Genomic DNA, 23,512 nt, shown 5'->3' with positions numbered 1-23,512 from the left:
GTCAGTATCCTCTCGGCGGTCTACCGGCGTCCGCCTGCTGGACCAGCGCAACCAAGTTCTCACCGTTCGCGGCGACGCCGTAGCGGTGCATTACATAGTTCATCGATGCGCAGATGTTGGCGACCGGATCGTAGATGTTCGTCGAGGTGCCGGGTTGGTGATACCGGGCGAAGGTGGCTGGGATGGTCTGGGTGATGCCGCGGGCGTAGCCGAGGCCGTGCCCGTCGGCTTGGGTGGGCCCGACCGCGGTGGCAGGTTCCGACGCGACCGCCGACGCCCGGCCTGCGGACTCCCTGGCTATCAGCGTCTCGTAACCCCGCAGCCAGTTGCGTCGCGCCGCGGGATCGGTGATTCCCATGTGATCCAGCGCTTCGGCGATGCGTTGCCTGATATGCCCTGCGGTGAAAGATCTTTCGTAGTCGACAGCGGCCAGCGGGATGGCTGCGGCCCGCGACGGGCGGCGGCTGGCCGCAGTGTGACGCAAGTTGGCGAGCTGGCGCAGCCGTCGTGCGTGCAGCTGCGCCCGTTGACGCGAGCGGTGAATGAGACGCCGCTGCGTTCGCAACCGAGCCATCATGCGGCGCAGCGCTTCTCGTCGGCCCAACGGCGTATCGGCTGCCGTCATTGCGTCGGCGTGTGCATCCTCGAGCATCGTGCGGCTGGCGCGCCATCCCGCTGTGTGCTCGGCATGGATGTCAGCCAACGCCGCGGCCAGCGTGGTGTCGTGGTCGGCGCTGGTCCGAAGCATCCCCGCCATCCGCCGTACGCGAGCCGCCGCGGTCCGTGCGCCGGCGGGCGGATGGGTGATCCTCGCCGCATGGTCGCGCAACTGGTCCGGCGTGTCCGGCACACCAATGTCCGCGCGGCCGACACCATAGAGCTCGTGGCCGCGACCCAGCAGCGCGAGTGCGCGACGCATCAGCGGATCCGACGTCACTGGACGCCTTTCCCGTAGCGTGCAGCGTTTTCGGTTTCCGCTTCCTCGCGCAGCGCCGCGATCGCCGTGTTCAACCGGTCGGCCAGCTCACCGTGGGTGTAGCCGGTCATCACACTCGGGTGCAACGTCAGCTCGACCAATCTGCCGTCGGAGTTGGCGACGGCACGAATATCGCCCAAGTCCACGCTGTAGGTGATGGTTTCGGCTTCGGCGACGAGTTGCTCCCACTTGTCGGCGGCCTCGCTCAACTCACGCAGCACCGCCTCGACGAGATCTTTGTCGCTCAACTTCGCCCGACTGCCCGGCCCCGTCACCGTGCCAGTATCTCGACCGCCGGCGACCAGCGTCAATTCATGCCCTCTCGTCGCGCTCCGGTCGTGGGACACTACACCGGGCCGCAACTGAGCAGGTCGTCGGGTCCCGACGGTGACCCGGTCAGGATTTGGCGCTGAACCTGCTCGCCGGTGGGGCGCTCAGCACCTGGAACCAGGCGAAGTGATAGTTCGCCGAGGTTCGGTCCCCGGTGGCGATGCCCTCCGTGGCCGCCAATAGCAGGCAGTTCAGCAGCAGCCGAGGATCGACGTCTGGGTACTCCGCCAGCAACTGGTATCGGGCGGTATCGAGGTGGACCCGAAGCACATCGAGTTCGGCGTCGACAACCCCCGTTCCCGCCGCGCCGGCTTTCGCCAGCGTGTGCACCATCCGCGGCAGCCCGTCACGCCAATGGGTGGCCTCGCTCAGCAACCAGCCCAGATCTTCGACTTCCGGTAGCTCGCGGGGTTGCACCGAGGACTCCGTCGGCCCAAAATCGGTGGCCCAGCCCAAAGGGTCTCCAGGAGAGTAGGTGACCGATAGGGCGGTGGGACCGAGCATCGCCGCGGCATTGCCGGTGCGCCGTTGCGGTTCCAGCAGCCGCACCCCTGCTGGCAAGGTAATTCCCGAAGGTACCCAGCCGTACGCCAAATCGGTGACCACGACGGTTGTCCCGTCCTCGCGAAGCCCGACAGCCCACCGTAATCCGGGTTCTTGACGGGCGACGAACTGCAGCAAACGTCGTAGGCGTTCGTGATCGGTTTCCCCTTGAGCCGGGCCCGTTCGCTCGTGGCTTGCGGCGCCAACCTCGGCGGGGGTCGGCTGCTCCAACACATCGGTGTCGTCAGCGGCCCGGGTCCCGAGGACGTCGGTGTCGTGCGCGGCATCGCCCTGCCCGGCCGCGACCACCGCGGTACCGTCGGCGGGCGCGAGATCATCCGCCTCGGTTGGGGCAAGTTCCGTCGAGTCCTCGGCGGGTTGAGGCGCAACGGTTGAAGGTTCACCGCCTTCGGTCTCGAGCGGCGGCGGCTGCGGGGCTGGGGTCTCGAGAACATCGGTCACGTCGGTGTCAGCCGCATCGGATGGGGGCGACAACGTCAGCGTATCCGCTGCGGTCTCTTCGGATTCCGGCTCCGGCGCGGCATGCCGGCCGGTCGAAATCGGTTCGGCCACCGCCTGATCCTTGTCCATTGGAGGCGACTCGCGGCGATTGTCGGTGACGTGCGGCCGACGGTCCTCGACGGGAACCTCGGCGGGCGGCTCGACCGTGGGAGGCACCGTCGTGACCTTGAACCGCGGCGCCGTTCCAGTGATTTGACCGAGCCCGCCAGCGTTGCGGCGAGGATACTGAATACGGCGGCTTTGATGCGGGCCACGCAGATGACGCACCGTCGACTCGACTCGCCGGACCGCAAAGTCGCGGGCAGCGTTGATAACTCGGGCCTCCTCGGCGTAGCGGGCTGGGTCGGCCATCCCCGCCTGCCTGATGCGCTTCAGCTCTTCGTTGGCTGACTTGACGATGCGCTCCAGGTCAGCTTTGAGATACTCTGCGACGGTTGCGGTTTCAGCGTTGACCGTCGACAGTTCCGCGGGCCAGAGTCCGCCGATCACCCACGGAGCGCAGTCAACCGGGGAGCTGAAGGCCGGAATCGCGAGGGATTCCTGGGTCGCTCTCCGGAGGCGCTGGCGCGCCGTCTTTCGCCCGAAGATCGCCACTGGCCCAGCGTACCGTTCTCCGGTGATTGGTCAGTTCACTGCCTGATTGCGCCGGTACTGGCTGTTACCGGGCCGGGTGAATTGTGGGGACGCCGTCGGCACACTAGCGTGAGGGCGTGACCGGTTCGGCGCTGCAACAGCAACTAGACGAGGTGCGGATTCTGCTGGCGCGCGCGCGAGAGTTGTTCGGCGCCAATCCCATCGAGCCTCCAGCCGATATCGCGCCCGATCCCGATGCCGTCACGACCTGGCTGCGCTGAGCCGTAGCGGGTCTACGTGGCGTCGCGTCGTGGGTGCAACTCGTGTGCCAGCAACTTCTCGATCGCGACGTCAAGGTCATGTGCGGTGGGTACCTCCGCTGATGGGGTGTGACCGGCCGCCACGATTTCGCCGCGAACTTCCATCAGCGCCTTGAGATAGGACACGTCGGCGGTCAGCAAGATCCCTTGTGCGAGGGTCTGCGCGTCGGTGTCCATCGCCGCTTCACTCAACACCACGCTATGGGCGTATCCGCCCCGGCAGGACCGGAAGAGGATGTGGCCGCTCGGGTGGACGGTGTCGAAGGCCGGGTTGGCGTGTGTCATCGACCGTCGTCGACGATGCCGCCCAGTTTGCCCGCGGCTTGTTCCTCGTGCTGCTCCCACATGTCCGCCGACATCTTCAACTGCCGCGCCATCTCGGCGTGGTCGTCGGCTTGCTGTTCGTAGCAGCGCCGGCGGTGCTCGAGCAGTTCACGCCCGGCCTCGCGCAGCTCGCTGAAAACCGGGCCCAGCGAGTCCAGGCTTTCTTGGATCGCTCCGTGCGCCGAGGGGATGGTGCGTAAGTACTCGGACACTTGCTCATGGTGCTGGGCCGCCGTGCGTAAGCTCTCCGGCACTACATGGATTTGATCTGCCATCCGCTGTCTCCTCTTGAAGCGCCGACGACCCTCGTCAGCGCGCTCGTCCTGCGCTTTGCCGGTCCTCTCCGGCTGTCACGGTGACGTACCGGTCGTGGCCGCCGGCCGGGTGGGCGCCGGTGTTTCGGTCTTGGTCGGTGTGTTTGCCGTCGACGGCACTGGCGGGTGCTCCCAGCCTAGAAAGCTTGGCCCCTTCACGGTGGAAATGTGCTGAATCTGCCCGTTGAGTAGGGCTTTGCTGTTGCCCAGCGCAAGCGCGTGCCGATCGGTAAACATCCCGATATCCCCGGGCATCACCCGGGACGGATCAACCGGTTCGCTGATGGCGGTGCCGGGTGGGGGAATGGTGAGCCCCTGTTGGCGAAATGCATCGGCGATGGGTGTGCCGGCAACAGCAGCTCCGATCACCGCGGCGAGCTGGGGGCTGGCAGCTGTGACCGTCTCGCCGGTGGGCAGCGTCACCGTCGTCGGGCCGGTGGCCGGCTGGTCGGAGGCCGACGCTGGGTCAGCCGCTTTGCCGTCGCTCGTATCGTCCACGTCCTCAGGCGGTGGCTGCTGTTTCGGCGTCGCGTCGTCGGGTGCAAGCAGCGCCTCTCCAAGATCGCCGGGTGACCGTTGGGTGGCGGTGTCGGGCAGGAGCCCGCCCAGCGGAACCCCGCTGGGCATACCGAGGCCGGGCAGGCCTGTCGGCAGCATTCCTCCACCTGGCATCCCGCCAAGCGCGGGGAAGCTGGGCATCTGCGGCGCGATGGGCGCTGGCGCCTGCGGGGCCGGTGCCGTGAGGTCTTCCGGAAACAATCCAGGATCGTCTGTTAGCAACGCATCGAGGTACGGGTCGGCTCCGCCGTCCGAGCCCGCTGGATAGCTGGTGGTTTGCGGCCTGACATTCGCCGGGGTGCTGCGCGTCGGCTGCTGTCCCTCGCCAGCACTGCGCTGATCGGCCGTGGACACGTGGTAGAGGGACGTCCATGCAGCCATCAGCGCCGACTTCGAGGTGTCGTCGAGGCCTGTGCCTGTGACCACGGCGCGGATTTCGCGGAGCTTGCTTGTCAGGAAGCGCTGAAAATCACGCGCTCCCGCTGGGGTGTCGAGATCGGTCCGGCTACGCACCGCAGCCTCGACGTCGCGCTGCAGTGCGGCCAGCGCATCAGTGCCTTCGAGCGTCTTTTGGTGGGCATTCAAGATTGCCGAGACCACTTGCAGATCTAATTGAGCGGTCGCCGAATTTTGTTGCGCCAAAGCGACTTCGGCGTCCCTAATGGCGTCGGCTGCTGCGCCGCGCTGCCGATCGGGGGGCACCGACACCGCAGTCGGCGGCATCGCCGAAACACCGAGCTGCGAACGCTGCGGGGGCCCCTGCATGGCGGCGACAGTACCCAGGGGAATCCGTAGCGGCAATTCACTTCGGCTTGCCATTGAGCAAATGCGCGAGCCGCCGAATGGGGCTAGCTCGCGCTGACCGCATAGTGTGTTGGCAATGCTTTTAAGGCAGCCTTTTTCGCGGCGTCGAGTTCGTGGGCGTGAGCAACCACGGCGAGAATTTCGCGCTGCTTGGTGAGCAGGAATTTCTGGAATTCCCGGGCGCCGACGGGCGTGTCCAGGGCAAGCGCGGCCTGGTTTTGCACGGCGTGGTCGATCTCAGCCGCAATCGCGTCGAGCCGGGCTGCGCTTTCCACCGTTGCGGCGTGCGCACTGACCAGCGCGTCCACCAAGACCCGGTCGGCGTCGTTCACCGCGGAGTACCGTCGCGCCAAAGCCGCTTGCCTGGCTTGGATCGCTGTCACCGACCACCCGGCTTGTTCTGCCATGAGCTGAATCTTCCCATCTTTACGCGGTCTTCATCGGCCTTCGTGCCAGCCCGCCACTACAACGGGCGCCGGATCGCAACACCTGCGCCCAACGGGCTAATCCGAACCGTGGCGCCGACGTGGGGCGCTTCGACAACCAGATTGTTGCCGATCGCCATCTGGACGTGCCCGGCATGCGGGAACACGAGATCCCCCGGTCGCACCTGCGAGCGCGGGACCGGAATGCCGTCGTGAATCTGTTGATAAGTCGTGCGGTCCAGGTGTATCCCCGCCTGCGCATAGGCCCACTGCACCAGCCCCGAACAATCGAATTGGTCGGGACCGGTCGCGCCCCACACATAAGGGCGGCCCAGGCGGGACAGGGCCGCCCGCACCGCGATTCCGGCGCGGCTACTTGGGGGCGGCAGCCGAAGTCCATTCGTCGCGGATGCACGCCAGCGCAGTGCCAGATACCGCAGGACACGCAACGCCGCCGCGCGGCGCTGCGCCTGCCAGCGTGCCGACATGACATGCGCGCGTTGCGCACGCAGGCGGGCCACGCGGCGGCGCAGCGCCTCCCGCTGGGCCATGGGTGCAAGCGGTGACGCGCCGGCGTCCGCGCGTGCTTCGTCGACGATTCTCTTGGTCTGCTCGCGGGCCTGGGCGTGATCATGGTGGGCGGCGGCGATGACCTCGGCGATCGCGGCGTCTGTCTGGGCGGCCGAGCGCAATGCCGCTTGGCTGGTGCGCGCCGCGAGCCGGTAGCGGTCGGGGAACTCACCGATGTTCAGCGCCGTGACGGGCAGCGACAGCTCGCGGTGGGCTGCGGCTGTCTGCGGTGTGGCGAGCCGAGCAGCGCCACTGAACAGTTGATGGGCGCGGCCAAGCACCTCTAGTTCGCTACTACTCATCGGCTTGCCTCTCGACCGGGTCGGACTCACCATCGCCCCCGTTCACTGCGTCGGCGAAGGCCCGAATGCGGGGGAGTGCACCGGGCGGAATGACCCCCTGATTGCGGATCTCCCACATCTCATCGCAGCTAACGCCGACCAGCGCGGCGATCACCGCTTCGGGCAGGACCGACCGCGCGCACGCTCGGTCGAATCGAGCGCTCAAACTCTCCGGTATCCGTTTCAGCAACGAGCTACGCGTGGCCTCAAGGGCCTGCAGATGGTCCATCAGCCGGGCGGCCGAGTCTGCGCCAGCATGCACCGCCGCCCGCCAGGACCTGGCCGCCAGCATTTCGAACTTCACGCACAGTTCGATCACAGAAAGAATATACGTCTCATATTCGTCTGATGTCTTCGTGGGCAGTCTGTCGATCAGCCAGCTCAGTGTCTCCAGTTGTGCTTCGGCGTGCCCTTCGAGCACTTCGGTGCTGTCGTGCCGCTCGACGACGATCGCCGCAGCCTGCCGTGCGGGCACCGCCGGTGGTTGTTCAGCTGCGGTCAGCCGGGCCAGCTCGGCCTCGGGATCGGCCGCCACCACGAGCCGCGCATACGTGCCGGGTGGCAGGCCAAGGGCATTTTCGACCTTTTGCACCGTGCTCTTGTGCGGCTTGCGGGCACCGCGCTCCAGATAGCTCAGGCCCATGATGCTGACGCCCGTCGCGGCCGCGAAATCCGCCAATGACCAGTCGCGCGACTCCCGCAGCGCCCGGATGGTCGCGCCCGCCGATTCGCGACTCACGGTAGAGCTCCGGCCATATCCGAATATTACATACCCAAAAGCATCTACAGTTGGATATATGTTTGTCTCACCGAGTAGGTTGCGTAGTGGCTCGTAGGTATATACGCTTTCATCTACGTTTTGCTCGACAAGGAGACGCACATGGGGTACCCCTGCTCCACAAATCCAGATCTGTGGTTTGGCTACAACGATGACGACAGTGGCGACGGCGCCGCCAAGGCACGCGCCTATGAGCAGTCCTCCACTGAGGCACGACTGCTGTGCTTGCGCCGGTGCCCGCTGGCGCAGCAGCGTGTCTGCGCGCGATACGCGGTCGAGCACCGTGAGGAGTATGGCGTGTGGGCGGGGGTGAAACTTCCCGGCGGACAGTACCGCAAGCGCGAGCAGCTTGCTCGCGCCCACGACATTCTGCGTCGCATCGCTGCCGGTGAGATCAACTCCCGCCAGCTGCCGGAAAATGCCGCGCTGCTCGCCCGCCGCCAGCACAACGCTGTTCCGGTGCCCGCCACCGTGTTTCACCTATCTGCGGCCCGGGTGGGACCCCGGTCGGCAGCATAACCGCGGAAGGTCCCTTGCCGGCAGCGGAGGATGCCGGCCGGGCGGCCTCTACAGTTGGGCTGTACTCCTCACTGACAGCGCGTGACGCGCCGGGACCGGTTACCAGCCGTTGCTGGTCCGGCTTCTCCTGCCGTGCCCGCCGCCGGAAGAAGGGATCCGCCAATGACGACCGATAAGACCGGTGCGCAAACCGCGGTCGTTGCCGAGCAGGGCAAGTACACCATCGCCGTTGAGGGTAAGACGGTCGGCCACGCCGCCGTCGCCGACCGCGATGATCAGCGCGTCTTCTACCACACCGAAATTGACGACAACTTCGGCGGCCGTGGCCTAGGCACCATCCTGGTGGAGCAGGCGCTGGAGGCGACCCGCCGGGACGGCAAACGCATCGTCGCGGTGTGTCCGATGGTCGCTGGCGTCCTCGCCAAACATCCGGAACTCAGCGACATCACCGATCCGGTCACGCCCGAGATCAGACAATGGGCGCGCCACCTATCGACAAGCTAAATGGCAAACGTCAAAACGGTGGGCGAAGGGGGATTTGAACCCCCACGTCCCGAAGGACACTGGCACCTGAAGCCAGCGCGTCTGCCGTTCCGCCACTCGCCCGAACAACCGGTGGAGACTACCACTCTAATAGGCTCCTTCCCCAACCGCCGTCCACGGAGCGCGGCGGTGCCGAGTGCCAAGCCGGTCCCTGCCCACGCGGTCTGACCTGCATCGACTCGATTTTCGCAGTTCTCGAGGTGCCGCAGGGCCGCAGTGGGCCGATAGCATGGCTTGGTTAGGAGATGGATGCTGGGCCGGGCCCACCGAGCCATCTGTCCGGCAGCAGCAATATAGAAGGACAAGTGAGGCGAGCGCTGGATATGGGTACCCACAAGGGGCTGGTTCAGCGCATCGAGCGCAAACTTGAGGTCACCGTCGGTGATGCATTTGCCCGGGTGTTCGGCGGTTCGATCGTCCCGGAAGAGGTCGAAGCCATGTTGCGCCGCGAGGCGGCCGACGGGGTACGGTCGCTTCAGGGCAATCGCCTTTTGGCGCCCAACGAATACGTCATTACTGTCGGTGCCCACGACTACGAGAAGCTCGGCACCGATCCGGACATCACGGCGGAGACCTTTGCTAAACAGTTGGCGGGATACATCGGTGAACAGGGGTGGCAAACATATGGTCCTGTGGTTGTCCGGTTCGAGCAGTCCCCGAGCCTGCACACCGGCCAGTTCCGCACCCGCGGCGTTGTCAACCCCGACGTCGAGCCCCGCCCGGCGGCCCATGATGTCGCCCCGCCACAATCAGATCATGCGTTGAGCGCAGAACCAGGAGTACCACCAATGACTGAGAATTCCAGCTATCGCGGCGGCCAGGGGCAGGGGCGGCCCGGTGACGAATACTACGACGACCGCTACGGGCGTCCGCAAGACGATCCGCGCGGTGGCCAGGAATCGCGTGGTGGGCAAGAAGCTCGCGGCGGGTACCCGCCGGAATCGGGTGGCTACCCGCCGTCGGGTTATCCGCCCCGGCCCCCGGAACACGGCGCATACCCCGACCAGGGTGCCTACCCCGACCAAGGCGGGTACGACCAACGCGGCTATGCCGATCAGGGCGGCTACCCAGAGCAGCGCGGCTACCCCGACCAGCGCGGCTATCCGGAGCAGGGCCGTTACGGCGAGCCGCCGCGATACCCCGATCAGGGCGGTTACCCCGATCAGGGCCCGGGCGCCTACCCGCCGCCGTACGAGCAACGTCCCCCGCCGGTTACGGCGCCCCCGGCTACGACCCGGGGTATCGCCAAGGCGGCTACGGCCCGCCCGCCGGGCCTGGTTACGGCGAGTACGACTACGGTCGCGGGCCAGCTCGGCCCGACGAGGCCGCGGGCTACGGCCAGCCCGAGCGCGCCGGGTACCCCGAACCGGGCTACGAAGGCTACGGGCCCGGGTACGGCCGCCAGGACTACGGCCCACCCGATTACGGCCGCTATGGCGAGCCCGGTGGCGGGTACGCGCCTCCCGGTGGCGGGTACGCGGAGCCAGCCGCCCGGGACTACGACTACGGCCAACCCGGCGGGGCCGGGTACGGCGGGTACGGGGAGACCGGCTATGCGTCTACCGGCAGGACGGTCACACTGCAGCTCGACGACGGCAGCGGGCGGACCTATCAGCTGCGCGAAGGCAGCAACATCATCGGCCGTGGGCAAGACGCCCAATTCCGGCTGCCCGACACCGGTGTGTCGCGCCGTCACCTGGAGATCAGGTGGGACGGGCAGGTCGCGCTGCTAACCGACCTGAACTCCACCAACGGCACCACCGTCAACAACGCGCCGGTACAGGAATGGCAGCTGGCCGACGGCGACGTGATCCGGTTGGGCCACTCGGAGATCATCGTCCACTTTCAGTGAGTTGACCGCGGAGCGAAGCTATCAAGCTTCGCCCCGCGTCGGCCGCCGTCCAAGTATCGTGACGTTGCTGACGTGCTCGCCTGCCGCGAGCACAAAGTGTGCAGCGCCGGGACGGAGAGGACGCCAGATGCAGGGATTGGTTCTGCAGCTGACGCGCGCCGGGTTCTTGTTGCTGCTATGGGTTTTCATCTGGTCAGTGCTGCGGATTCTGCGCACTGATATTTATGCGCCCACCGGCGCGGTCATGGCGCGCCGTGGCCTGACGTTTCGAGGTGCGTTGATGCCGTCGCGGCAGCGCCGCAACGTGCCCCGCCACTTGGTCGTCACCGAGGGCTCGCTTGCCGGCACGCGCATCAGCCTTAGCGGGCAGCCGGTGCTGATCGGACGCGCGGACGATTCGACGTTGGTGCTCACCGACGACTACGCATCGACGCGGCACGCGCGACTGTCTCAGCGTGGCTCAGAATGGTATGTCGAGGATCTAGGATCGACCAACGGCACTTACCTTGACAGGGCGAAGGTGACGACGGCGGTACGAGTTCCGATTGGAACCCCGGTTCGAATCGGCAAAACGGTAATCGAGTTGCGCCCGTGACACTGGTTCTGCGTTATGCGGCCCGCAGCGATGTCGGCCTGGTGCGTTCCAACAACGAGGACTCGGTGTATGCAGGAGCGAGGCTGTTGGCGCTGGCCGACGGCATGGGTGGCCACGCCGCCGGCGAAGTGGCGTCTCAGTTGGCGATTGCCGCGCTCGCCCAACTCGACGACGACGAGCCTGGCGGTGACCTGCTCGGAAAGCTCCACGACGCTGTGCAGCAAGGCAATTCGGCGATCGCCGCGCAGGTGGAGATGGAACCGGACCTGGAGGGGATGGGTACCACCCTCACCGCGATCCTGTTCGCCGGCGATCGCCTGGGGCTGGTGCATATCGGTGACTCGCGCTGCTACCTGCTGCGCGACGGCGAGTTGACCCAGATCACCAGAGACGACACGTTCGTGCAGACCTTGGTCGACGAAGGCCGCATCAGCCCGGAAGAAGCACACAGCCACCCGCAGCGCTCGCTGATCATGCGCGCCCTCACCGGTCATGAGGTGGAGCCGACGCTGACCATGCGCGAGGTGCGCGCGGGTGACCGATACCTGTTGTGCTCGGACGGATTATCCGACCCGGTCAGTGACGAAACCATCCTTGAGGCACTGAAGATTCCCGACGTCGACGAAGCCGCGGACCGCCTCATCGAGCTGGCTTTGCGCGGCGGGGGACCGGACAACGTGACCGTGGTGGTCGCCGACGTCGTCGACTACGACTACGGTCCGACTCAGCCGATCGTTGCGGGCGCGGTTTCCGCCGACTCCGATTACCAGGACCAACAGACCCGGCCCAACACCGCCGCAGGCCGGGCGTCGGCCATCAGCCCTCGTAAAGATGTCACCCAACGTGTTCTGCCGCAAGGCGATACGTTCATCCGGCCGATTCGGTCGCGTCGGCGAATGGCGATCGCAATCACGCTGTTGGTGCTGCTGGTGTTGGCGGGTCTTGCGATCAGCCGGGCCATCATCCGTAACAACTACTATGTCGCCGGGTACGAGGGCAACGTGTCCATCATGCGAGGCATTCCGCAGTCGATCCTGGGCCTGCCCCTGCACAAGCCGTACCTGCTGGGCTGCCTCAACGGCAACCAGCTGTCACAGATCAGCTATGGACAGTCCAAAGACCACCTGGGCTGCCACCTGATGAAACTGGAGGATCTGCGCCCCGCCGAACGCGCCCAGGTGGCGGCCGGGCTGCCGGCCGGCAGCCTTGACGACGCGATCACTCAGCTGCGCGAATTGTCAACGAACTCGCTGCTACCGCCGTGCCCGCAGCCTCGAGCCACTTCGCCACCCGCCGCGACCAGCCGCGCCCCCATTCCGACCACCACCGCCACCCCGCCGCACACCCAGCCACCCGATTCCACCGACGCCACAGCCCCCGCGCCTCCCCTCACCACCGCGCCCACCGTCACCGCGAATCCGCAGCCGCCACTTCAGCCGGGCACCGATTGCCGGGCGGCGGCATGACAGGCGACGACCCAGGGCGCGGTGATGACCAGGAGCGGCGCACAGTGAGCACAGCGCCCCAGCCGCCGATAATGGTGACACCCGCCCTGCCGACCAGGCGCAATGCCGAGTTGCTGCTGCTGTGCTTCGCCACCGCTATCACCGCCGCGGCGCTGCTCATCGTGCAAGCCAACCAAGAACGCGGATTGCATTGGGACCTCGCCGGTTACGCGGTGGGATTCTTCACCCTGTTCGCCTGCGCGCATCTAGCTGTGCGGCGCTTCGCCCCCTATGCGGACCCGCTGCTGCTGCCGGTGGTGGCGTTGCTCAACGGCCTCGGCCTGGTGATGATCCATCGTCTCGACGTCGCCAGCGGCGCGATCGGCGGCCACACGCATCCCAGCGCCAACCAGCAGATGCTGTGGACGCTGGTGGCCGTGACCGGCTTCGCGTTGGTGGTGTGGTTACTGCCTGACTACCGCCGCCTTGCTCGCTACGGCTACACGTGCGGCGTTGCCGGTTTGGTGATCTTGACCATTCCGGCCTTGCTGCCGCCGGCGTTTTCCGAACAAAACGGTGCCAAAATCTGGATTCGGTTCCCGGGCTTCTCAATTCAGCCTGCCGAGTTCTCCAAGATCCTGCTGCTGATCTTTTTCGCCGCGGTGCTGGTGGCTAAACGCCGTCTGTTCACCAGCGCCGGCAAGCACGTGATGGGCATGGATCTGCCCCGACCCCGAGACCTTGCGCCGCTGGTGGCCGCATGGGTCATCTCGGTGGGCGTGATGATCTTCGAAAAGGACCTCGGCACTTCGCTATTGCTGTACGCGTCGTTCCTGACGATGGTGTATCTGGCCACCCAGCGATTCAGCTGGGTGGTTATCGGTTTGGCCCTGTTCGTCGTGGGAAGCGTTGCAGCGTATTTCCTTTTCGACCATGTCCGGCTTCGGGTGCAGACCTGGCTGGATCCGTTCGCCGATCCGGAGGGCAGCGGCTACCAGATCGTACAGTCGCTGTTCAGCTTTGCTACCGGCGGCATCTTCGGCACCGGCCTGGGCAACGGCCAACCCGACACGGTGCCGGCGGCGTCAACCGATTTCATCGTGGCCGCATTCGGCGAAGAGCTCGGGCTGGTGGGGCTGGCCAGCCTGTTGATGCTCTACACCATCGTGATCATCCGCGGCCTGCGCACCGCGATCGCGGTACGCGACAGCTTTGGCAAGCTGCTGGCGGCCGGCCTGGCGTCGACGTTGGCCATCCAGCTGTTCATCGTCGTTGGCGGTGTGACGACGCTGATTCCGTTGACCGGGCTGACCACACCGTGGATGTCCTACGGCGGCTCGTCGCTGCTCGCCAACTACGCATTGCTGGCCATCCTCGTGCAGATCTCGCACGCCGCCCGCCGACCATTCCGCACCCCATCGCGCGCCACGTCGCCGATCGCGGCGGCCAGCACCGAGGTGATCGAGCGGGTATGAACGCCTCCTTGCGCCGGGTCTCCGTCACCGTGATGGCATTGATAGTGCTGCTGCTGCTCAATGCCACCTTCACCCAAGTGTTCACCGCCGACGGGCTGCGCGCCGACCCGCGCAATCAGCGAGTGCTGCTCGACGAGTATTCACGACAACGCGGTCAGATCACCGCCGGCGGACAACTGCTGGCCTATTCGGTGGCCACCGACAACCGCTACAAATTCCTGCGGGTGTACCCCAATCCCTTTGTGTACGCGCCGATTACCGGTTTTTACTCGCTGCGCTATTCCAGCACGGGCCTGGAACGTGCCGAAGACCCGTTGCTCAACGGTTCCGATGAGCGGCTGTTCGGTCGCCGATTGGCCGACTTCTTCACCGGTCGCGACCCGCGCGGCGGCAACGTCGACACCACCATCAACCCACGGGTGCAGCAGGCCGGCTGGGATGCGATGCAGCAGGGCTGCGGCGGGCCCTGCAAAGGGGCGGTGGTGGCGCTGGAGCCGTCGACAGGCAAGATCTTGGCGCTGGTGTCCTCACCGTCCTATGACCCCAACCAGTTGGCGTCGCACAATTCCGACGAACAGTTGCGGGCGTGGCAGCGGCTGCGCGACGACCCGGCCTCCCCGCTGACCAACCGCGCGATCGCCGAGACCTACCCACCGGGATCGACCTTCAAGGTGATCACCACCGCGGCTGCCCTGCAGGCCGGGATGACCGAGGACGACCAGCTGACTTCGGCGCCGACAATTCCGCTGCCCGACAGCACCGTCACGCTGCAGAATTTCGGCGGCGCGCCGTGTGGCAGCGAGCCGACGGTGTCGCTGCGCGAGGCCTTCGCCCGGTCCTGCAACACCGCGTTCGTGCAGTTGGGCATCGCCACCGGCGTCGACGCGTTGCGCAGCACTGCCCAGGAGTTCGGGTTCGACACTGCCCCCGACCCCATCCCATTGCAGGTCGCCGAATCAACCGTTGGGCCTATCGTCGATGCCGCCGCGCTGGGGATGTCGAGTATCGGGCAGAAGGATGTCGCACTGACCCCGCTGCAAAACGCCGTGGTCGCCGCGACGATCGCCAACGCTGGCGTCACCATGCAGCCCTACTTGGTCAACAGCCTCCAGGGGCCGGATCTGGCTAACATCAGCAGCACCGCCCCACACCAGCAGCGCCGTGCGGTTTCACCGCAGGTCGCGGCTAAGCTAACAGAATTGATGGTCGGCGCCGAGTCAGTCACACAGCAGAAAGGGGCCATCCCCGGCGTGCAGATCGCATCCAAGACCGGTACCGCAGAGCACGGCACCGACCCGCGTAACACTCCACCACATGCGTGGTACATCGCCTTCGCACCGGCGTACTTGCCGAAGGTGGCCGTCGCGGTACTGGTGGAGGACGGCGCTGACCGACTATCCGCGACTGGTGGCGCCCTCGCCGCGCCGATCGGACGCGCCGTGATCGAGGCTGCGCTGCAGGGAGGGCCATGACCGCGCGAGTAGGGGTGACGCTGTCTGGGCGGTATCGCCTCCAGCGTCTCATTGCCACCGGCGGCATGGGTCAGGTGTGGGAAGCGGTCGACAGCAGGCTGGGCCGGCGTGTGGCGGTGAAGGTGCTCAAGCAGGAGTTCTCCCAGGACCCCGAGTTTCTGGAGCGGTTCCGCAACGAGGCACGCACCACCGCGATGCTCAACCACCCCGGGATCGCCAGCGTCCACGACTACGGCGAAACCACCCTCAACGGTGAGGGACGCACCGCCTACCTGGTGATGGAGCTGGTCAACGGCGAGCCGTTGAACTCGGTGCTCAAACGCACCGGCAAGCTCTCGCTGCGGCACGCGCTGGACATGCTCGAGCAGACCGGGCGCGCGCTGCAGGTCGCCCACGCCGCCGGGCTGGTGCACCGCGACGTCAAACCGGGCAATATCTTGATCACGCCAACGGGGCAGGTCAAGATCACCGACTTCGGTATCGCCAAGGCTGTCGACGCGGCGCCGGTAACCCAAACGGGCATGGTGATGGGCACCGCTCAATACATCGCTCCCGAGCAGGCCCTCGGCCACGACGCAACCCCGGCCAGTGACGTCTATTCGCTGGGAGTCGTTGGCTACGAATCGGTTTCGGGTAAACGTCCCTTCACTGGCGACGGCGCTTTGACGGTGGCGATGAAGCACATCAAAGAGCCGCCGCCGCCGCTGCCCAATGATGTGCCGCCCAATGTGCGGGAGCTCATCGAAATCACGTTGGTCAAGAACCCACAGCTGCGCTACAAGAGCGGGGGACCGTTCGCTGACGCCGTGGCCGCAGTGCGAGCGGGCCGCCGGCCACCGCGACCGAGCCAAACCGGGCGGGCCACCCCGGCGGCCATTCCGTCCAGCGCTCCGTCGAGGGTCGCCGCCAACCCCACCGGCCGGGTGCCCGCCGCCCGCCGAGCACGCCCGGCGACCGCCGGGCACCGCTCGCCGCCGCCGCGACGCACGTTCTCCTCCGGGCAGCGGGCACTGCTGTGGGCGGCTGGAGTGCTCGGGGCGCTGGCGATCATCATCGCGGTGTTGATCGTTATCAACTCCCACGAAGAGAACATCCAGCCCCAGCAAACCACCCCGACGGTCACCGATACCGGGACCCCGCCCAGCACCACATCCAGCGGGTCGGCCCCCGCGCAGCCGTCCGATTGGACTGATCAAGCCCCGACAAGTAATCCTGGACAGCAGAGCAAGCAAGCCCTATTTCGCTGGGCCGCCGCGCTGACACCCCACCATCAAGTCTCGCCGGCCCGACCCGAGACACCGCGATGACCACTCCGCAGCACCTGTCCGACCGCTATGAACTCGGCGAAATCCTGGGTTTTGGTGGCATGTCGGAGGTTCACCTGGCCCGCGACGTCCGGCTGCACCGTGACGTCGCGGTCAAAGTGTTGCGCGCCGACCTTGCCCGCGACCCCAGTTTTTACTTGCGCTTCCGGCGGGAAGCGCAAAACGCCGCCGCGCTCAACCACCCGGCCATCGTTGCCGTGTACGACACCGGCGAGGCGGAAACACCCGCGGGACCGCTGCCCTACATCGTGATGGAGTATGTCAACGGCGTCACGCTGCGCGACATCGTGCACACCGACGGTCCGATGCCGCCCCAGCGCGCGATCGAGGTCATCGCCGACGCCTGCCAGGCGCTCAACTTCTCCCACCAGCACGGCATCATCCATCGCGATGTCAAGCCGGCGAACATCATGATCAGCACCACCGGCGCGGTGAAGGTGATGGACTTCGGCATCGCCCGGGCGATCGCCGACAGCGGCAACAGCGTCACCCAGACCGCGGCGGTGATCGGGACGGCGCAGTACCTGTCGCCGGAACAAGCTCGCGGCAACCCAGTGGACGCCCGCTCCGATGTCTACTCGCTGGGTTGTGTTCTCTACGAAATCCTCACCGGCGAACCACCTTTCGTCGGTGACTCGCCGGTCGCGGTCGCGTACCAGCACGTGCGCGAAGATCCGATTCCGCCATCGCAGCGCCGAGAGGGCATCTCCGCTGACCTAGACGCTGTCGTGCTCAAGGCGCTGGCCAAAAACCCGGACAATCGCTACCAGACCGCTGCCGAGATGCGCGCGGACTTGATCCGTGTGCACAACGGTGAGCCGCCCGAGGCGCCTAAGGTGCTTACCGCCGCCGAGCGGACGTCGATGCTGGCGTCGGGGTCGCCGGGCGGTCCAGCGGGGCCGCACACCGATCCGCTGCCTCGCCAGCCGCTTGATTTCGCTCGGGACCGTGCCACCGGCTCGGTGGGGCGTTGGTTGATCGCGGTCGCCGTGCTGGCGGTGTTGACCGTGGTCGTCACCATCGTCATCAACACCTTCGGCGGGAATACCCGCAACGTGCAGGTCCCGGACGTGCGCGGGCAAGCCTCCGCCGACGCGATCGCCGCACTACAAAACCGCGGCTTCAAGACCCGCACCCAGCAAAAGCCCGATTCGACAGTACCGCCCGACCATGTGATCGGCACCGATCCCGCGGCCAACGCGTCGGTGAGTGCGGGCGATGAGATCACGGTCAACGTATCGACGGGCCCCGAGCAGCGTGAGGTGCCCGACGTGTCTTCGCTAAGCTACGCCGACGCGGTCAAGAAGCTGACCGCCGCCGGGTTCGGGCGCTTCAAGCAGGCCAGCTCCCCCTCGACCCCGGAGCTCAAGGGCCGTGTCGTCGGCACGAATCCGCCGGCCAATCAGACGTCGGCCATCACCAACGTGATCACGATCGTCGTCGGGTCGGGGCCGGCCACCAAGCAGATTCCGGACGTGGCCGGCCAAACCGTTGACCTCGCGCAGAAGAATCTCACCGTCTACGGGTTCACCAAATTCAGCCAGGCTGCGGTCGACAGCCCCCGCCCGGCCGGCGACGTGATTGGCACCAATCCGCCTGCGGGCGCGACGGTTCCGGTGGACTCGGTGATCGAATTGCAGGTCTCCAAGGGCAACCAGTTCGTGATGCCCGACCTGTCCGGGTTGTTCTGGACCGACGCCGAACCACAGCTGCGCGCGCTGGGCTGGACGGGTGTGCTGGTCAAGGGGGCCGACGTGGACGCCGGCGGCGACAAGCACAACCGGGTGGTGTATCAAAGCCCGGCGGCTGGCCAGGGTGTGAACAAAGACGGCACCATCACGCTGAAGTTCGGTCAGTAGCCGCGAGCGGCCGCGCCGTGGCTGTCGTTTTTAGGATCTCGCTTTCCAGCCGCCGCACCAGGGCGTCGTCGAAGGGTTGCCCGCAGCAGGCAAGCCAGTTGGCTAACATCCGGTGCCCGCCCTCGGTGAGAATGGACTCTGGATGAAACTGCACCCCGTGGATCGGCAGTTCGGCGTGCTGCACACCCATGATCACCCCGCTGCGAGTCCGGGCCGTCACCTCCAGCACGGGCGGTAAGGTCTCCGGCAGGATCGTCAACGAGTGATACCGGGTCGCGGTGAAAGGATCCGGAAGTCCTTGCAGCACACCAACATTCGTGTGAAATACACTGCTGGTTTTGCCGTGCAAGAGTTCGGGTGCGCGGTCGACGGTGGCCCCAAACGCCACCCCGATCGCCTGATGCCCTAAGCACACGCCCAGCAGCGGGGTGCGCGCGGCGGCGCAGGCCCGCACCAGACCGATCGACGCCCCCGCGCGCTCCGGTGTGCCCGGACCCGGGCTGAGCAGCACCCCGTCGAGGTGGGCGGCGACGGCAGCTTGGTCGCTCAACCTGGCGTCGTCGTTGCGCCACACTTGGGCTTCGACGCCGAGCTGGCCCAAATACTGGACCAGGTTGAACACGAAGCTGTCGTAGTTGTCGACGACCAAAATCCGCACCACCGTGTCAGCCTATCGCCCGTCCTGTGCCGGGCTTCGGGCTCAGTAGCCCAGCGGGCCAGCGGGCCGAGCGACATGCATGCGGAGCGGCTCGGTGTGCCCGACGATCCGCACGTCGGGTTTGACCTGTTCGTCGTAGCCGAGACCGAAGCGGATCACGTACTGCTTGTACAGCGTGACCAACGGGGCGGCGGCCAGCGCCGCCTGCATGGCCGCGGCATCGCCGATAGCGCTGATCTTGTAGGGCGGGCTATAGGTGCGCCCGTTGAGCAACAAGGTATTTCCGACACAACGCGGTGCCGAGGTGGCGATGATGCGTTGGTCCTGCATCTGGATGGCCTCCGCGCCGGCGCTCCACAACGCGTTGAGCACCGCCTCGATGTCCTGCTGGTGCACCACCAAGTCGTCCGGGGACGCGTCGCGGGGAAAGCGGCCGTTGGCGTCGCGCTGGGCGTCGCTAAGCGTTACCACCAAGCCCGGCCCGTGGACCGGCTCTAGTCCGGCTTCGCCGGCGAGTTCAGCCGAGTGCGCCCGCATCGCGGCCAATGCGCTGTCCGCAGAGCGACCATGGGTGGAATCGATCTTGGCGGCCAGCGCATCTCGCTCGCTGTTAAGCCGGTCCACCGACGACTCTTCCGCGCGAACCAAGTCGACCAACCGCGGTGCATCGCTGCGGCGGATCTCGCCGCCTTTCGACACACCGTGGGTGGCCGCGAGCAGCAGACCGGCCAGCAATCACACCAGCGGCACCGCGAACCGCCACGGTGAGCGCGCCCGGCCCGAGCTGGTCATCGGCTCTCCGTTTCCTGCGCTGCGTGTGCATTAACCTCGTAGCCGTTATCGTTGCACCCGCCCCGATGAGTGTCCGAGGTATCGCCGAGGTATCAATGCCCAAGTCCAAGGTCCGCAAGAAGAAAGACTTCACCGTCAGCGCGGTGAGCCGCACACCGGTCAAGGTCAAGGCCGGGCCGTCGAGCATGTGGTTCGTCGCGTTGTTCGTGGGCCTGATGCTGATCGGGCTGATCTGGTTGATGGTGTTCCAACTCGCCGCCGCCGGCAGCCAGACCCCCACGGTGCTCACCTGGATGTCAGATCTCGGACCGTGGAACTACGCCATCGCGTTTGCTTTCATGATCACTGGTCTGTTGCTCACAATGCGGTGGCACTGACCAACATGGGTACGGTCATGAATTCATCTTTGGAGAGAGTTGTAACTGTGCTGGCAACTTTCCCGTCATCCAATCACACGAATGTGATTCATCCCCATTGTTGATAGCGCTTGTGGATAACTGCATCACCGGTGGTGAGAGGGTCTAGCGGTCCGGTGCAGCAAACGCAATGGGCACCACGAACAGCTGCCATCGCAGGTTGCGGCGTTGCTGGCATCGTGATGGCTATCGGGTGTGTGACGCTTGTCACAGACCTTCCCGGCAGGATTTTCACAGGTATTGCCACCGCCGGTCTGATCTTGTTTGCAAGCGTTTCGTGGCGCGCGCGCCCCAAGCTGGCAATCACGCCCGACGGGCTCGTCGTCCGCGGTTGGTTGCGAACGCAGCTATTGCGGCGGCCCCAGGTCAAGATCATTCGGATCGTGGAGTTCCGTCGCATCGGGCGCAAACTCCGGCTGCTCGAGATCGAGACCGTCGATGACCAGTGGCGGATCTTCTCTCGCTGGGACCTGGGTACTGACCCGCTGGAGGTGCTCGACGCGTTGACCGCGGCCGGCTATGCGGGCCCGCAAGTCAGCGAACCGGGGTCATGAAATCGTGACCGATTCGATCACGGCCGGCTCGGTCGGCCGGTCGTTCCCGTCGGTGGGTGTGCTGGCGATCGCGTCGACGACCTTTTGCGACTCCGGATCGATCACCTCGCCGAAGATGGTGTGCCGCCGGTTTAGGTGCGGGGTCTTCGCGACGGTGATAAAGAACTGCGACCCGTTGGTGCCCGGGCCGGCGTTGGCCATCGCCAACAGGTAGGGCCGGTCGAACTGCAGCTCGGGGTGGAACTCGTCGGCGAACTTATAGCCTGGCCCGCCTCGACCGGTTCCGGTTGGGTCACCGCCCTGGATCATGAAGCCCTTGATCACTCGGTGAAAAACCGCACCGTCGTAGAAAGGACCGGAGGTGCCGCCCGATGCGTTCTGGCTCGAGTACTCCTTGGTGCCTTGTGCCAAGCCCACGAAGTTGGCAACGGTCTTGGGCGCATGGTTACCGAACAGGGCGATCTTGATGTCCCCACGGTTGGTGTGCAGTGTGGCGGTTGCGGTCTGAATGGGGCTGGTAGTCACGGCATCACAGTCTGCCATCAGGCGCGGGCACCGCTGCGGGGGGTGCTGCCCACAGCCGCACCAGGGCCGCCAGGACACGCGCACCGGCATCATTCGGCCCGCCCCCGTCGCGATGATGGCAGTCTGAGGAAGGTTGCGGACGGGTCGACGGAAAGGCGTGCCATGAAGTTCAAGGCGGATACTCGGCTGACGCCGCGACAGCGGCTGACTCGCGGTCTGACATACACGGCGGTGGGGCCGGTGGATGTCACCCGCGGTGTCGTGGGACTGGGTCTGCACACGGCTCAGGCGGGCGCGGCCAATCTCCGACGGCGTCACCGAGAGGGCCGGCTCGCCCGCGACCTGGCCGCCGCCCAAGAGTCCATCGGCCGCGAACTGGCCGCCGCCCAACAGGTCGTGTCCGGGCTGCCGACGGCCGTGCAGCAGGCACGCCGATCTCAGCGCCGCAGCAGGCGCCCCTGGCTTATCGCGGGAATCGCCGCGGCGGCGGGGCTGGCCGTGGGGGCGGTGGCGTTCTCGGTGATTCGCCGCCGCTCGTCGCGCTCGGAGCCGTCGCCTCGTCCGCCGAGCGTCGATGTGCAACCCCAGCCGTGATCGGGCGATAGTGATGACGATTCGGGCTCTTCGCAGTTGAGGGTGTAGGTGGGGTCGGCGCGTCGTTGCCGGGATAGGGGTCGAGGTCTCCCGAAGATCAAGGTTCCTGTACGCCTCATCTGGAAGACCTCGACGTGCCTGACGCCACCTTCGCTTGCCCTGATCTGACCACGTTCTGCCGCCTTGATGAGCTCGGGTTGGAGGTGACCGGACAATGCGTTGAGCCTGAACGTGCCGCGCTGGCGTGCCGGATCGTTGACGACGACTGGTGGTGTCGGCGCTGCGGCGGGCAAGGCGCGCTGCGCGACACCGTGACCCGTCAACTTGTCCACGAGCCATTCGGGTGGCGGCCCACCACACTGGTGGTCACGGTGCGCCGCTACCGATGCGCTGGCTGCGCGCACGTGTGGCGCCAAGACAGCAGCAAGGTCGCCGAACCGTGGGCCAAGCTCTCGCGCCGCGGGTTGCGGTGGGCGTTGGAAGCTCTTGTCTGCCAACACCTGAGCGTGGCCCGGGTCGCCGAAGCCCTGGCGGTGTCGTGGAACACCGCCAACAACGCGGTCCTGGCCGAAGGCCCTCGGGTGTTGATTGCCGATCCGGCCCGCTTCGACGGTGTGGCGGTGATCGGTGTTGACGAGCACGTGTGGCGTCACACCCGCCGCGGCGACAAGTACGTCACCGTCATCATCGACTTGACCCCGGTGCGCCACAAGACCGGACCGGCACGGCTGCTCGACATGGGCGAAGGACGCTCCCAAAAAGCGTTCCAACAATGGCTGGCTGAGCGGCCCAAAGACTGTCGTGGCGAGTGAAAGTCGTTGCCATGGAAGGCTTTTGAGGGTCCAAGACCGCCACCGTTGAAAAGCTACCCGAGGCGGCCACGGTGATCGACCCCTTTCACGTGGTCCGGCTGGCCGGCAACGCCCTCGACGAATGCCGACGCCGCGTCCAGCTGGCCACCCACGGGCACCGGGGCCGAAAGACCGACCCGCTCTACGCGTGCCGAGGAACCTTGCAGACCGGAGCCGACCTGCTCACCGACAAACAACAGGTCCGCTGGCAGCCCTATTCGCCGCCGACGCCCACGCCGAGGTGGAAGCCACCTAGACCGCACCGTGGCCGCCTCCCGGACCCCGACCGCAAGACCGGCCGCACCCTGATGGCCGCGCTGATCACCACGCTAAAGCACCGGCGTTCCCAAACCCTTGCAGGAAGTCATCACCCTCGGGCGGACATTGACGAAACGAGCCACCGACGTGCTGGCCTACTTCGGCCGCCCCGCCACCTCCAACGGGCCCACCGAAGTGATCAACGGCCGTCTCGGACGCCTCCGAGGATCCTCCCTCGGATTCCGCAACCTCCCAACTACATCGCCAGATCACTACTGGAAACCGGCGGATTCAAACCCAACTACACCGCCATTTATGAACAGCCCGATTTCGTAGGTCCTGAAGTTACTGTGGCAGAGTTTGTCGGTCCCGATTTCTAAATCTAAAAGAGCATCTGCACT

At 66.2% G+C, this 23,512-nt stretch carries 24 protein-coding genes, 1 tRNA gene and 3 pseudogenes; 14 read left to right on the top strand and 14 right to left on the bottom strand.

What is annotated here, in order from left to right:
* Position 1: 1 nt before the first annotated feature.
* From MYXE_RS00195 to MYXE_RS25020, 4 genes and pseudogenes are all read right to left on the bottom strand, one after another.
* On the bottom strand, positions 2-919 hold the full coding sequence (locus MYXE_RS00195; RefSeq protein WP_142688757.1) for a transglycosylase SLT domain-containing protein: 918 nt from the start codon (positions 917-919) through the stop codon (positions 2-4).
* A gap of 14 nt (positions 920-933) precedes the next feature.
* A complete protein-coding gene (locus MYXE_RS00190; RefSeq protein WP_039889737.1) occupies positions 934-1,251 on the bottom strand; it encodes a DUF2710 family protein in 318 nt (105 codons plus the stop codon).
* Positions 1,252-1,372: 121 nt separating this feature from the next.
* A complete protein-coding gene (locus tag MYXE_RS00185) occupies positions 1,373-2,440 on the bottom strand; it encodes a DUF5631 domain-containing protein (protein WP_161552145.1) in 1,068 nt (355 codons plus the stop codon).
* A gap of 182 nt (positions 2,441-2,622) precedes the next feature.
* Positions 2,623-2,965 (bottom strand): annotated as a pseudogene (locus MYXE_RS25020) (hypothetical protein); the annotation flags it as partial.
* A gap of 116 nt (positions 2,966-3,081) precedes the next feature.
* Here MYXE_RS25020 and MYXE_RS23660 point away from each other — a divergent pair.
* Positions 3,082-3,225 (top strand): hypothetical protein, encoded by a 144-nt coding sequence (locus tag MYXE_RS23660; protein WP_169714218.1) that lies wholly within the window; start codon positions 3,082-3,084, stop codon positions 3,223-3,225.
* A gap of 12 nt (positions 3,226-3,237) precedes the next feature.
* On the opposite strand, the gene MYXE_RS00175 is transcribed toward MYXE_RS23660, so the two are convergent.
* The 6 genes from MYXE_RS00175 to MYXE_RS00150 all read right to left on the bottom strand — a co-directional run bounded on the left by MYXE_RS00175 (position 3,238) and on the right by MYXE_RS00150 (position 7,339).
* The gene (locus MYXE_RS00175) at positions 3,238-3,549 is read right to left on the bottom strand and encodes a DUF2694 family protein (RefSeq protein ID WP_085197913.1); all 312 of its coding nucleotides are present in this window, start codon (positions 3,547-3,549) and stop codon (positions 3,238-3,240) included.
* A complete protein-coding gene (locus MYXE_RS00170; protein ID WP_039889706.1) occupies positions 3,546-3,863 on the bottom strand; it encodes an ESX-1 secretion-associated protein in 318 nt (105 codons plus the stop codon). The genes MYXE_RS00175 and MYXE_RS00170 overlap by 4 nt, the downstream gene beginning before the upstream one ends.
* Before the next feature lie 75 nt (positions 3,864-3,938).
* The gene (locus MYXE_RS00165) at positions 3,939-5,225 is read right to left on the bottom strand and encodes a DUF4226 domain-containing protein (protein WP_085197910.1); all 1,287 of its coding nucleotides are present in this window, start codon (positions 5,223-5,225) and stop codon (positions 3,939-3,941) included.
* Between the two features lie 83 nt (positions 5,226-5,308).
* The gene (locus MYXE_RS00160; RefSeq protein WP_003919846.1) at positions 5,309-5,671 is read right to left on the bottom strand and encodes a DUF4226 domain-containing protein; all 363 of its coding nucleotides are present in this window, start codon (positions 5,669-5,671) and stop codon (positions 5,309-5,311) included.
* A gap of 56 nt (positions 5,672-5,727) precedes the next feature.
* Complete coding sequence (locus MYXE_RS00155; RefSeq protein ID WP_085197907.1) at positions 5,728-6,561, bottom strand: C40 family peptidase; 834 nt, start codon at positions 6,559-6,561, stop codon at positions 5,728-5,730.
* On the bottom strand, positions 6,554-7,339 hold the full coding sequence (locus MYXE_RS00150) for a helix-turn-helix domain-containing protein (protein WP_085197904.1): 786 nt from the start codon (positions 7,337-7,339) through the stop codon (positions 6,554-6,556). Before MYXE_RS00150 ends, MYXE_RS00155 begins: the two co-directional genes overlap by 8 nt.
* A 141-nt stretch (positions 7,340-7,480) precedes the next feature.
* Between MYXE_RS00150 and MYXE_RS00145 the strand changes: the two genes are divergently transcribed.
* Together MYXE_RS00145 and MYXE_RS00140 are read left to right on the top strand one after the other, a co-directional pair.
* Positions 7,481-7,897 carry a WhiB family transcriptional regulator gene (locus tag MYXE_RS00145; protein ID WP_003919843.1) on the top strand — a complete coding sequence of 139 codons (417 nt, stop codon included), beginning with the start codon at positions 7,481-7,483 and terminating at the stop codon, positions 7,895-7,897.
* 162 nt (positions 7,898-8,059) lie between these two features.
* A complete protein-coding gene (locus MYXE_RS00140) occupies positions 8,060-8,401 on the top strand; it encodes a GNAT family N-acetyltransferase (RefSeq protein WP_085197901.1) in 342 nt (113 codons plus the stop codon).
* A 19-nt stretch (positions 8,402-8,420) separates the two neighbouring features.
* On the opposite strand, the gene MYXE_RS00135 is transcribed toward MYXE_RS00140, so the two are convergent.
* Positions 8,421-8,503: transfer RNA gene (locus MYXE_RS00135), tRNA-Leu, on the bottom strand.
* 260 nt (positions 8,504-8,763) lie between these two features.
* Here MYXE_RS00135 and MYXE_RS00130 point away from each other — a divergent pair.
* The 7 genes and pseudogenes from MYXE_RS00130 to pknB all read left to right on the top strand — a co-directional run bounded on the left by MYXE_RS00130 (position 8,764) and on the right by pknB (position 18,463).
* Positions 8,764-10,292: pseudogene (locus MYXE_RS00130) on the top strand (DUF3662 and FHA domain-containing protein).
* 127 nt (positions 10,293-10,419) lie between these two features.
* A complete protein-coding gene (locus MYXE_RS00125; protein ID WP_003919840.1) occupies positions 10,420-10,887 on the top strand; it encodes an FHA domain-containing protein FhaB/FipA in 468 nt (155 codons plus the stop codon).
* Positions 10,884-12,353 (top strand): PP2C family protein-serine/threonine phosphatase, encoded by a 1,470-nt coding sequence (locus tag MYXE_RS00120; RefSeq protein WP_085197895.1) that lies wholly within the window; start codon positions 10,884-10,886, stop codon positions 12,351-12,353. Before MYXE_RS00125 ends, MYXE_RS00120 begins: the two co-directional genes overlap by 4 nt.
* Before the next feature lie 71 nt (positions 12,354-12,424).
* Complete coding sequence (locus MYXE_RS00115; RefSeq protein WP_415624505.1) at positions 12,425-13,807, top strand: FtsW/RodA/SpoVE family cell cycle protein; 1,383 nt, start codon at positions 12,425-12,427, stop codon at positions 13,805-13,807.
* Complete coding sequence (gene pbpA, locus MYXE_RS00110) at positions 13,804-15,279, top strand: D,D-transpeptidase PbpA (protein WP_003919837.1); 1,476 nt, start codon at positions 13,804-13,806, stop codon at positions 15,277-15,279. Before MYXE_RS00115 ends, pbpA begins: the two co-directional genes overlap by 4 nt.
* Positions 15,276-16,586 carry a serine/threonine-protein kinase gene (locus MYXE_RS00105; RefSeq protein WP_003919835.1) on the top strand — a complete coding sequence of 437 codons (1,311 nt, stop codon included), beginning with the start codon at positions 15,276-15,278 and terminating at the stop codon, positions 16,584-16,586. The genes pbpA and MYXE_RS00105 overlap by 4 nt, the downstream gene beginning before the upstream one ends.
* Entirely contained in the window at positions 16,583-18,463 is a 1,881-nt protein-coding gene (gene pknB, locus MYXE_RS00100; protein WP_003919834.1) for a Stk1 family PASTA domain-containing Ser/Thr kinase, read from the top strand. The genes MYXE_RS00105 and pknB overlap by 4 nt, the downstream gene beginning before the upstream one ends.
* Here the strand turns inward: pknB and MYXE_RS00095 are convergent.
* Together MYXE_RS00095 and MYXE_RS00090 are read right to left on the bottom strand one after the other, a co-directional pair.
* A complete protein-coding gene (locus MYXE_RS00095; RefSeq protein ID WP_161552144.1) occupies positions 18,441-19,121 on the bottom strand; it encodes an aminodeoxychorismate/anthranilate synthase component II in 681 nt (226 codons plus the stop codon). The genes pknB and MYXE_RS00095 overlap by 23 nt on opposite strands.
* A gap of 42 nt (positions 19,122-19,163) precedes the next feature.
* A complete protein-coding gene (locus MYXE_RS00090) occupies positions 19,164-19,856 on the bottom strand; it encodes a DUF881 domain-containing protein (protein ID WP_232061690.1) in 693 nt (230 codons plus the stop codon).
* A gap of 152 nt (positions 19,857-20,008) precedes the next feature.
* Here MYXE_RS00090 and crgA point away from each other — a divergent pair, with 152 nt between their 5' ends.
* Positions 20,009-20,290 (top strand): cell division protein CrgA, encoded by a 282-nt coding sequence (crgA, locus tag MYXE_RS00085; RefSeq protein WP_003919831.1) that lies wholly within the window; start codon positions 20,009-20,011, stop codon positions 20,288-20,290.
* Between the two features lie 155 nt (positions 20,291-20,445).
* On the top strand, positions 20,446-20,883 hold the full coding sequence (locus MYXE_RS00080; protein ID WP_085197893.1) for a PH domain-containing protein: 438 nt from the start codon (positions 20,446-20,448) through the stop codon (positions 20,881-20,883).
* Here MYXE_RS00080 and MYXE_RS00075 read toward each other — a convergent pair.
* Positions 20,878-21,426, bottom strand: a complete 549-nt coding sequence (locus tag MYXE_RS00075; protein ID WP_003919829.1) for a peptidylprolyl isomerase — start codon at positions 21,424-21,426, stop codon at positions 20,878-20,880. The two genes, MYXE_RS00080 and MYXE_RS00075, sit on opposite strands and share 6 nt — an antisense overlap.
* 144 nt (positions 21,427-21,570) lie before the next feature.
* Here MYXE_RS00075 and cwsA point away from each other — a divergent pair, with 144 nt between their 5' ends.
* Positions 21,571-22,002 (top strand): cell wall synthesis protein CwsA, encoded by a 432-nt coding sequence (cwsA, locus tag MYXE_RS00070; protein WP_003919828.1) that lies wholly within the window; start codon positions 21,571-21,573, stop codon positions 22,000-22,002.
* A 134-nt stretch (positions 22,003-22,136) separates the two neighbouring features.
* A pseudogene (locus tag MYXE_RS00065) lies at positions 22,137-23,491 on the top strand (ISL3 family transposase).
* Positions 23,492-23,512: the final 21 nt, after the last annotated feature.

Source organism: Mycobacterium xenopi, assembly GCF_009936235.1.
Lineage (GTDB): Bacteria > Actinomycetota > Actinomycetes > Mycobacteriales > Mycobacteriaceae > Mycobacterium > Mycobacterium xenopi.
The sequence above is the reverse complement of the archived record's forward strand: the minus strand, read 5'-3'. Positions and strand labels throughout refer to the sequence as shown.

Excerpts from the sequence above, each read along its gene's own strand:
- MYXE_RS00195 (WP_142688757.1), bottom strand. The coding sequence starts at position 919 with ATGCGTCGCGCACTCGCGCTGCTGGGTCGCGGCCACGAGCTCTATGGT.
- MYXE_RS00145 (WP_003919843.1), top strand. The coding sequence starts at position 7,481 with ATGGGGTACCCCTGCTCCACAAATCCAGATCTGTGGTTTGGCTACAAC.
- cwsA (WP_003919828.1), top strand. The coding sequence starts at position 21,571 with ATGAAGTTCAAGGCGGATACTCGGCTGACGCCGCGACAGCGGCTGACT.
- MYXE_RS00185 (WP_161552145.1), bottom strand. The coding sequence starts at position 2,440 with ATGGACAAGGATCAGGCGGTGGCCGAACCGATTTCGACCGGCCGGCAT.
- MYXE_RS00170 (WP_039889706.1), bottom strand. The coding sequence starts at position 3,863 with ATGGCAGATCAAATCCATGTAGTGCCGGAGAGCTTACGCACGGCGGCC.
- MYXE_RS00155 (WP_085197907.1), bottom strand. The coding sequence starts at position 6,561 with ATGAGTAGTAGCGAACTAGAGGTGCTTGGCCGCGCCCATCAACTGTTC.
- crgA (WP_003919831.1), top strand. The coding sequence starts at position 20,009 with ATGCCCAAGTCCAAGGTCCGCAAGAAGAAAGACTTCACCGTCAGCGCG.
- MYXE_RS00115 (WP_415624505.1), top strand. The coding sequence starts at position 12,425 with ATGGTGACACCCGCCCTGCCGACCAGGCGCAATGCCGAGTTGCTGCTG.
- MYXE_RS00165 (WP_085197910.1), bottom strand. The coding sequence starts at position 5,225 with ATGCAGGGGCCCCCGCAGCGTTCGCAGCTCGGTGTTTCGGCGATGCCG.
- MYXE_RS00175 (WP_085197913.1), bottom strand. The coding sequence starts at position 3,549 with ATGACACACGCCAACCCGGCCTTCGACACCGTCCACCCGAGCGGCCAC.
- MYXE_RS00160 (WP_003919846.1), bottom strand. The coding sequence starts at position 5,671 with ATGGCAGAACAAGCCGGGTGGTCGGTGACAGCGATCCAAGCCAGGCAA.
- MYXE_RS00125 (WP_003919840.1), top strand. The coding sequence starts at position 10,420 with ATGCAGGGATTGGTTCTGCAGCTGACGCGCGCCGGGTTCTTGTTGCTG.
- MYXE_RS00075 (WP_003919829.1), bottom strand. The coding sequence starts at position 21,426 with ATGGCAGACTGTGATGCCGTGACTACCAGCCCCATTCAGACCGCAACC.
- MYXE_RS00105 (WP_003919835.1), top strand. The coding sequence starts at position 15,276 with ATGACCGCGCGAGTAGGGGTGACGCTGTCTGGGCGGTATCGCCTCCAG.
- pbpA (WP_003919837.1), top strand. The coding sequence starts at position 13,804 with ATGAACGCCTCCTTGCGCCGGGTCTCCGTCACCGTGATGGCATTGATA.
- MYXE_RS00140 (WP_085197901.1), top strand. The coding sequence starts at position 8,060 with ATGACGACCGATAAGACCGGTGCGCAAACCGCGGTCGTTGCCGAGCAG.
- pknB (WP_003919834.1), top strand. The coding sequence starts at position 16,583 with ATGACCACTCCGCAGCACCTGTCCGACCGCTATGAACTCGGCGAAATC.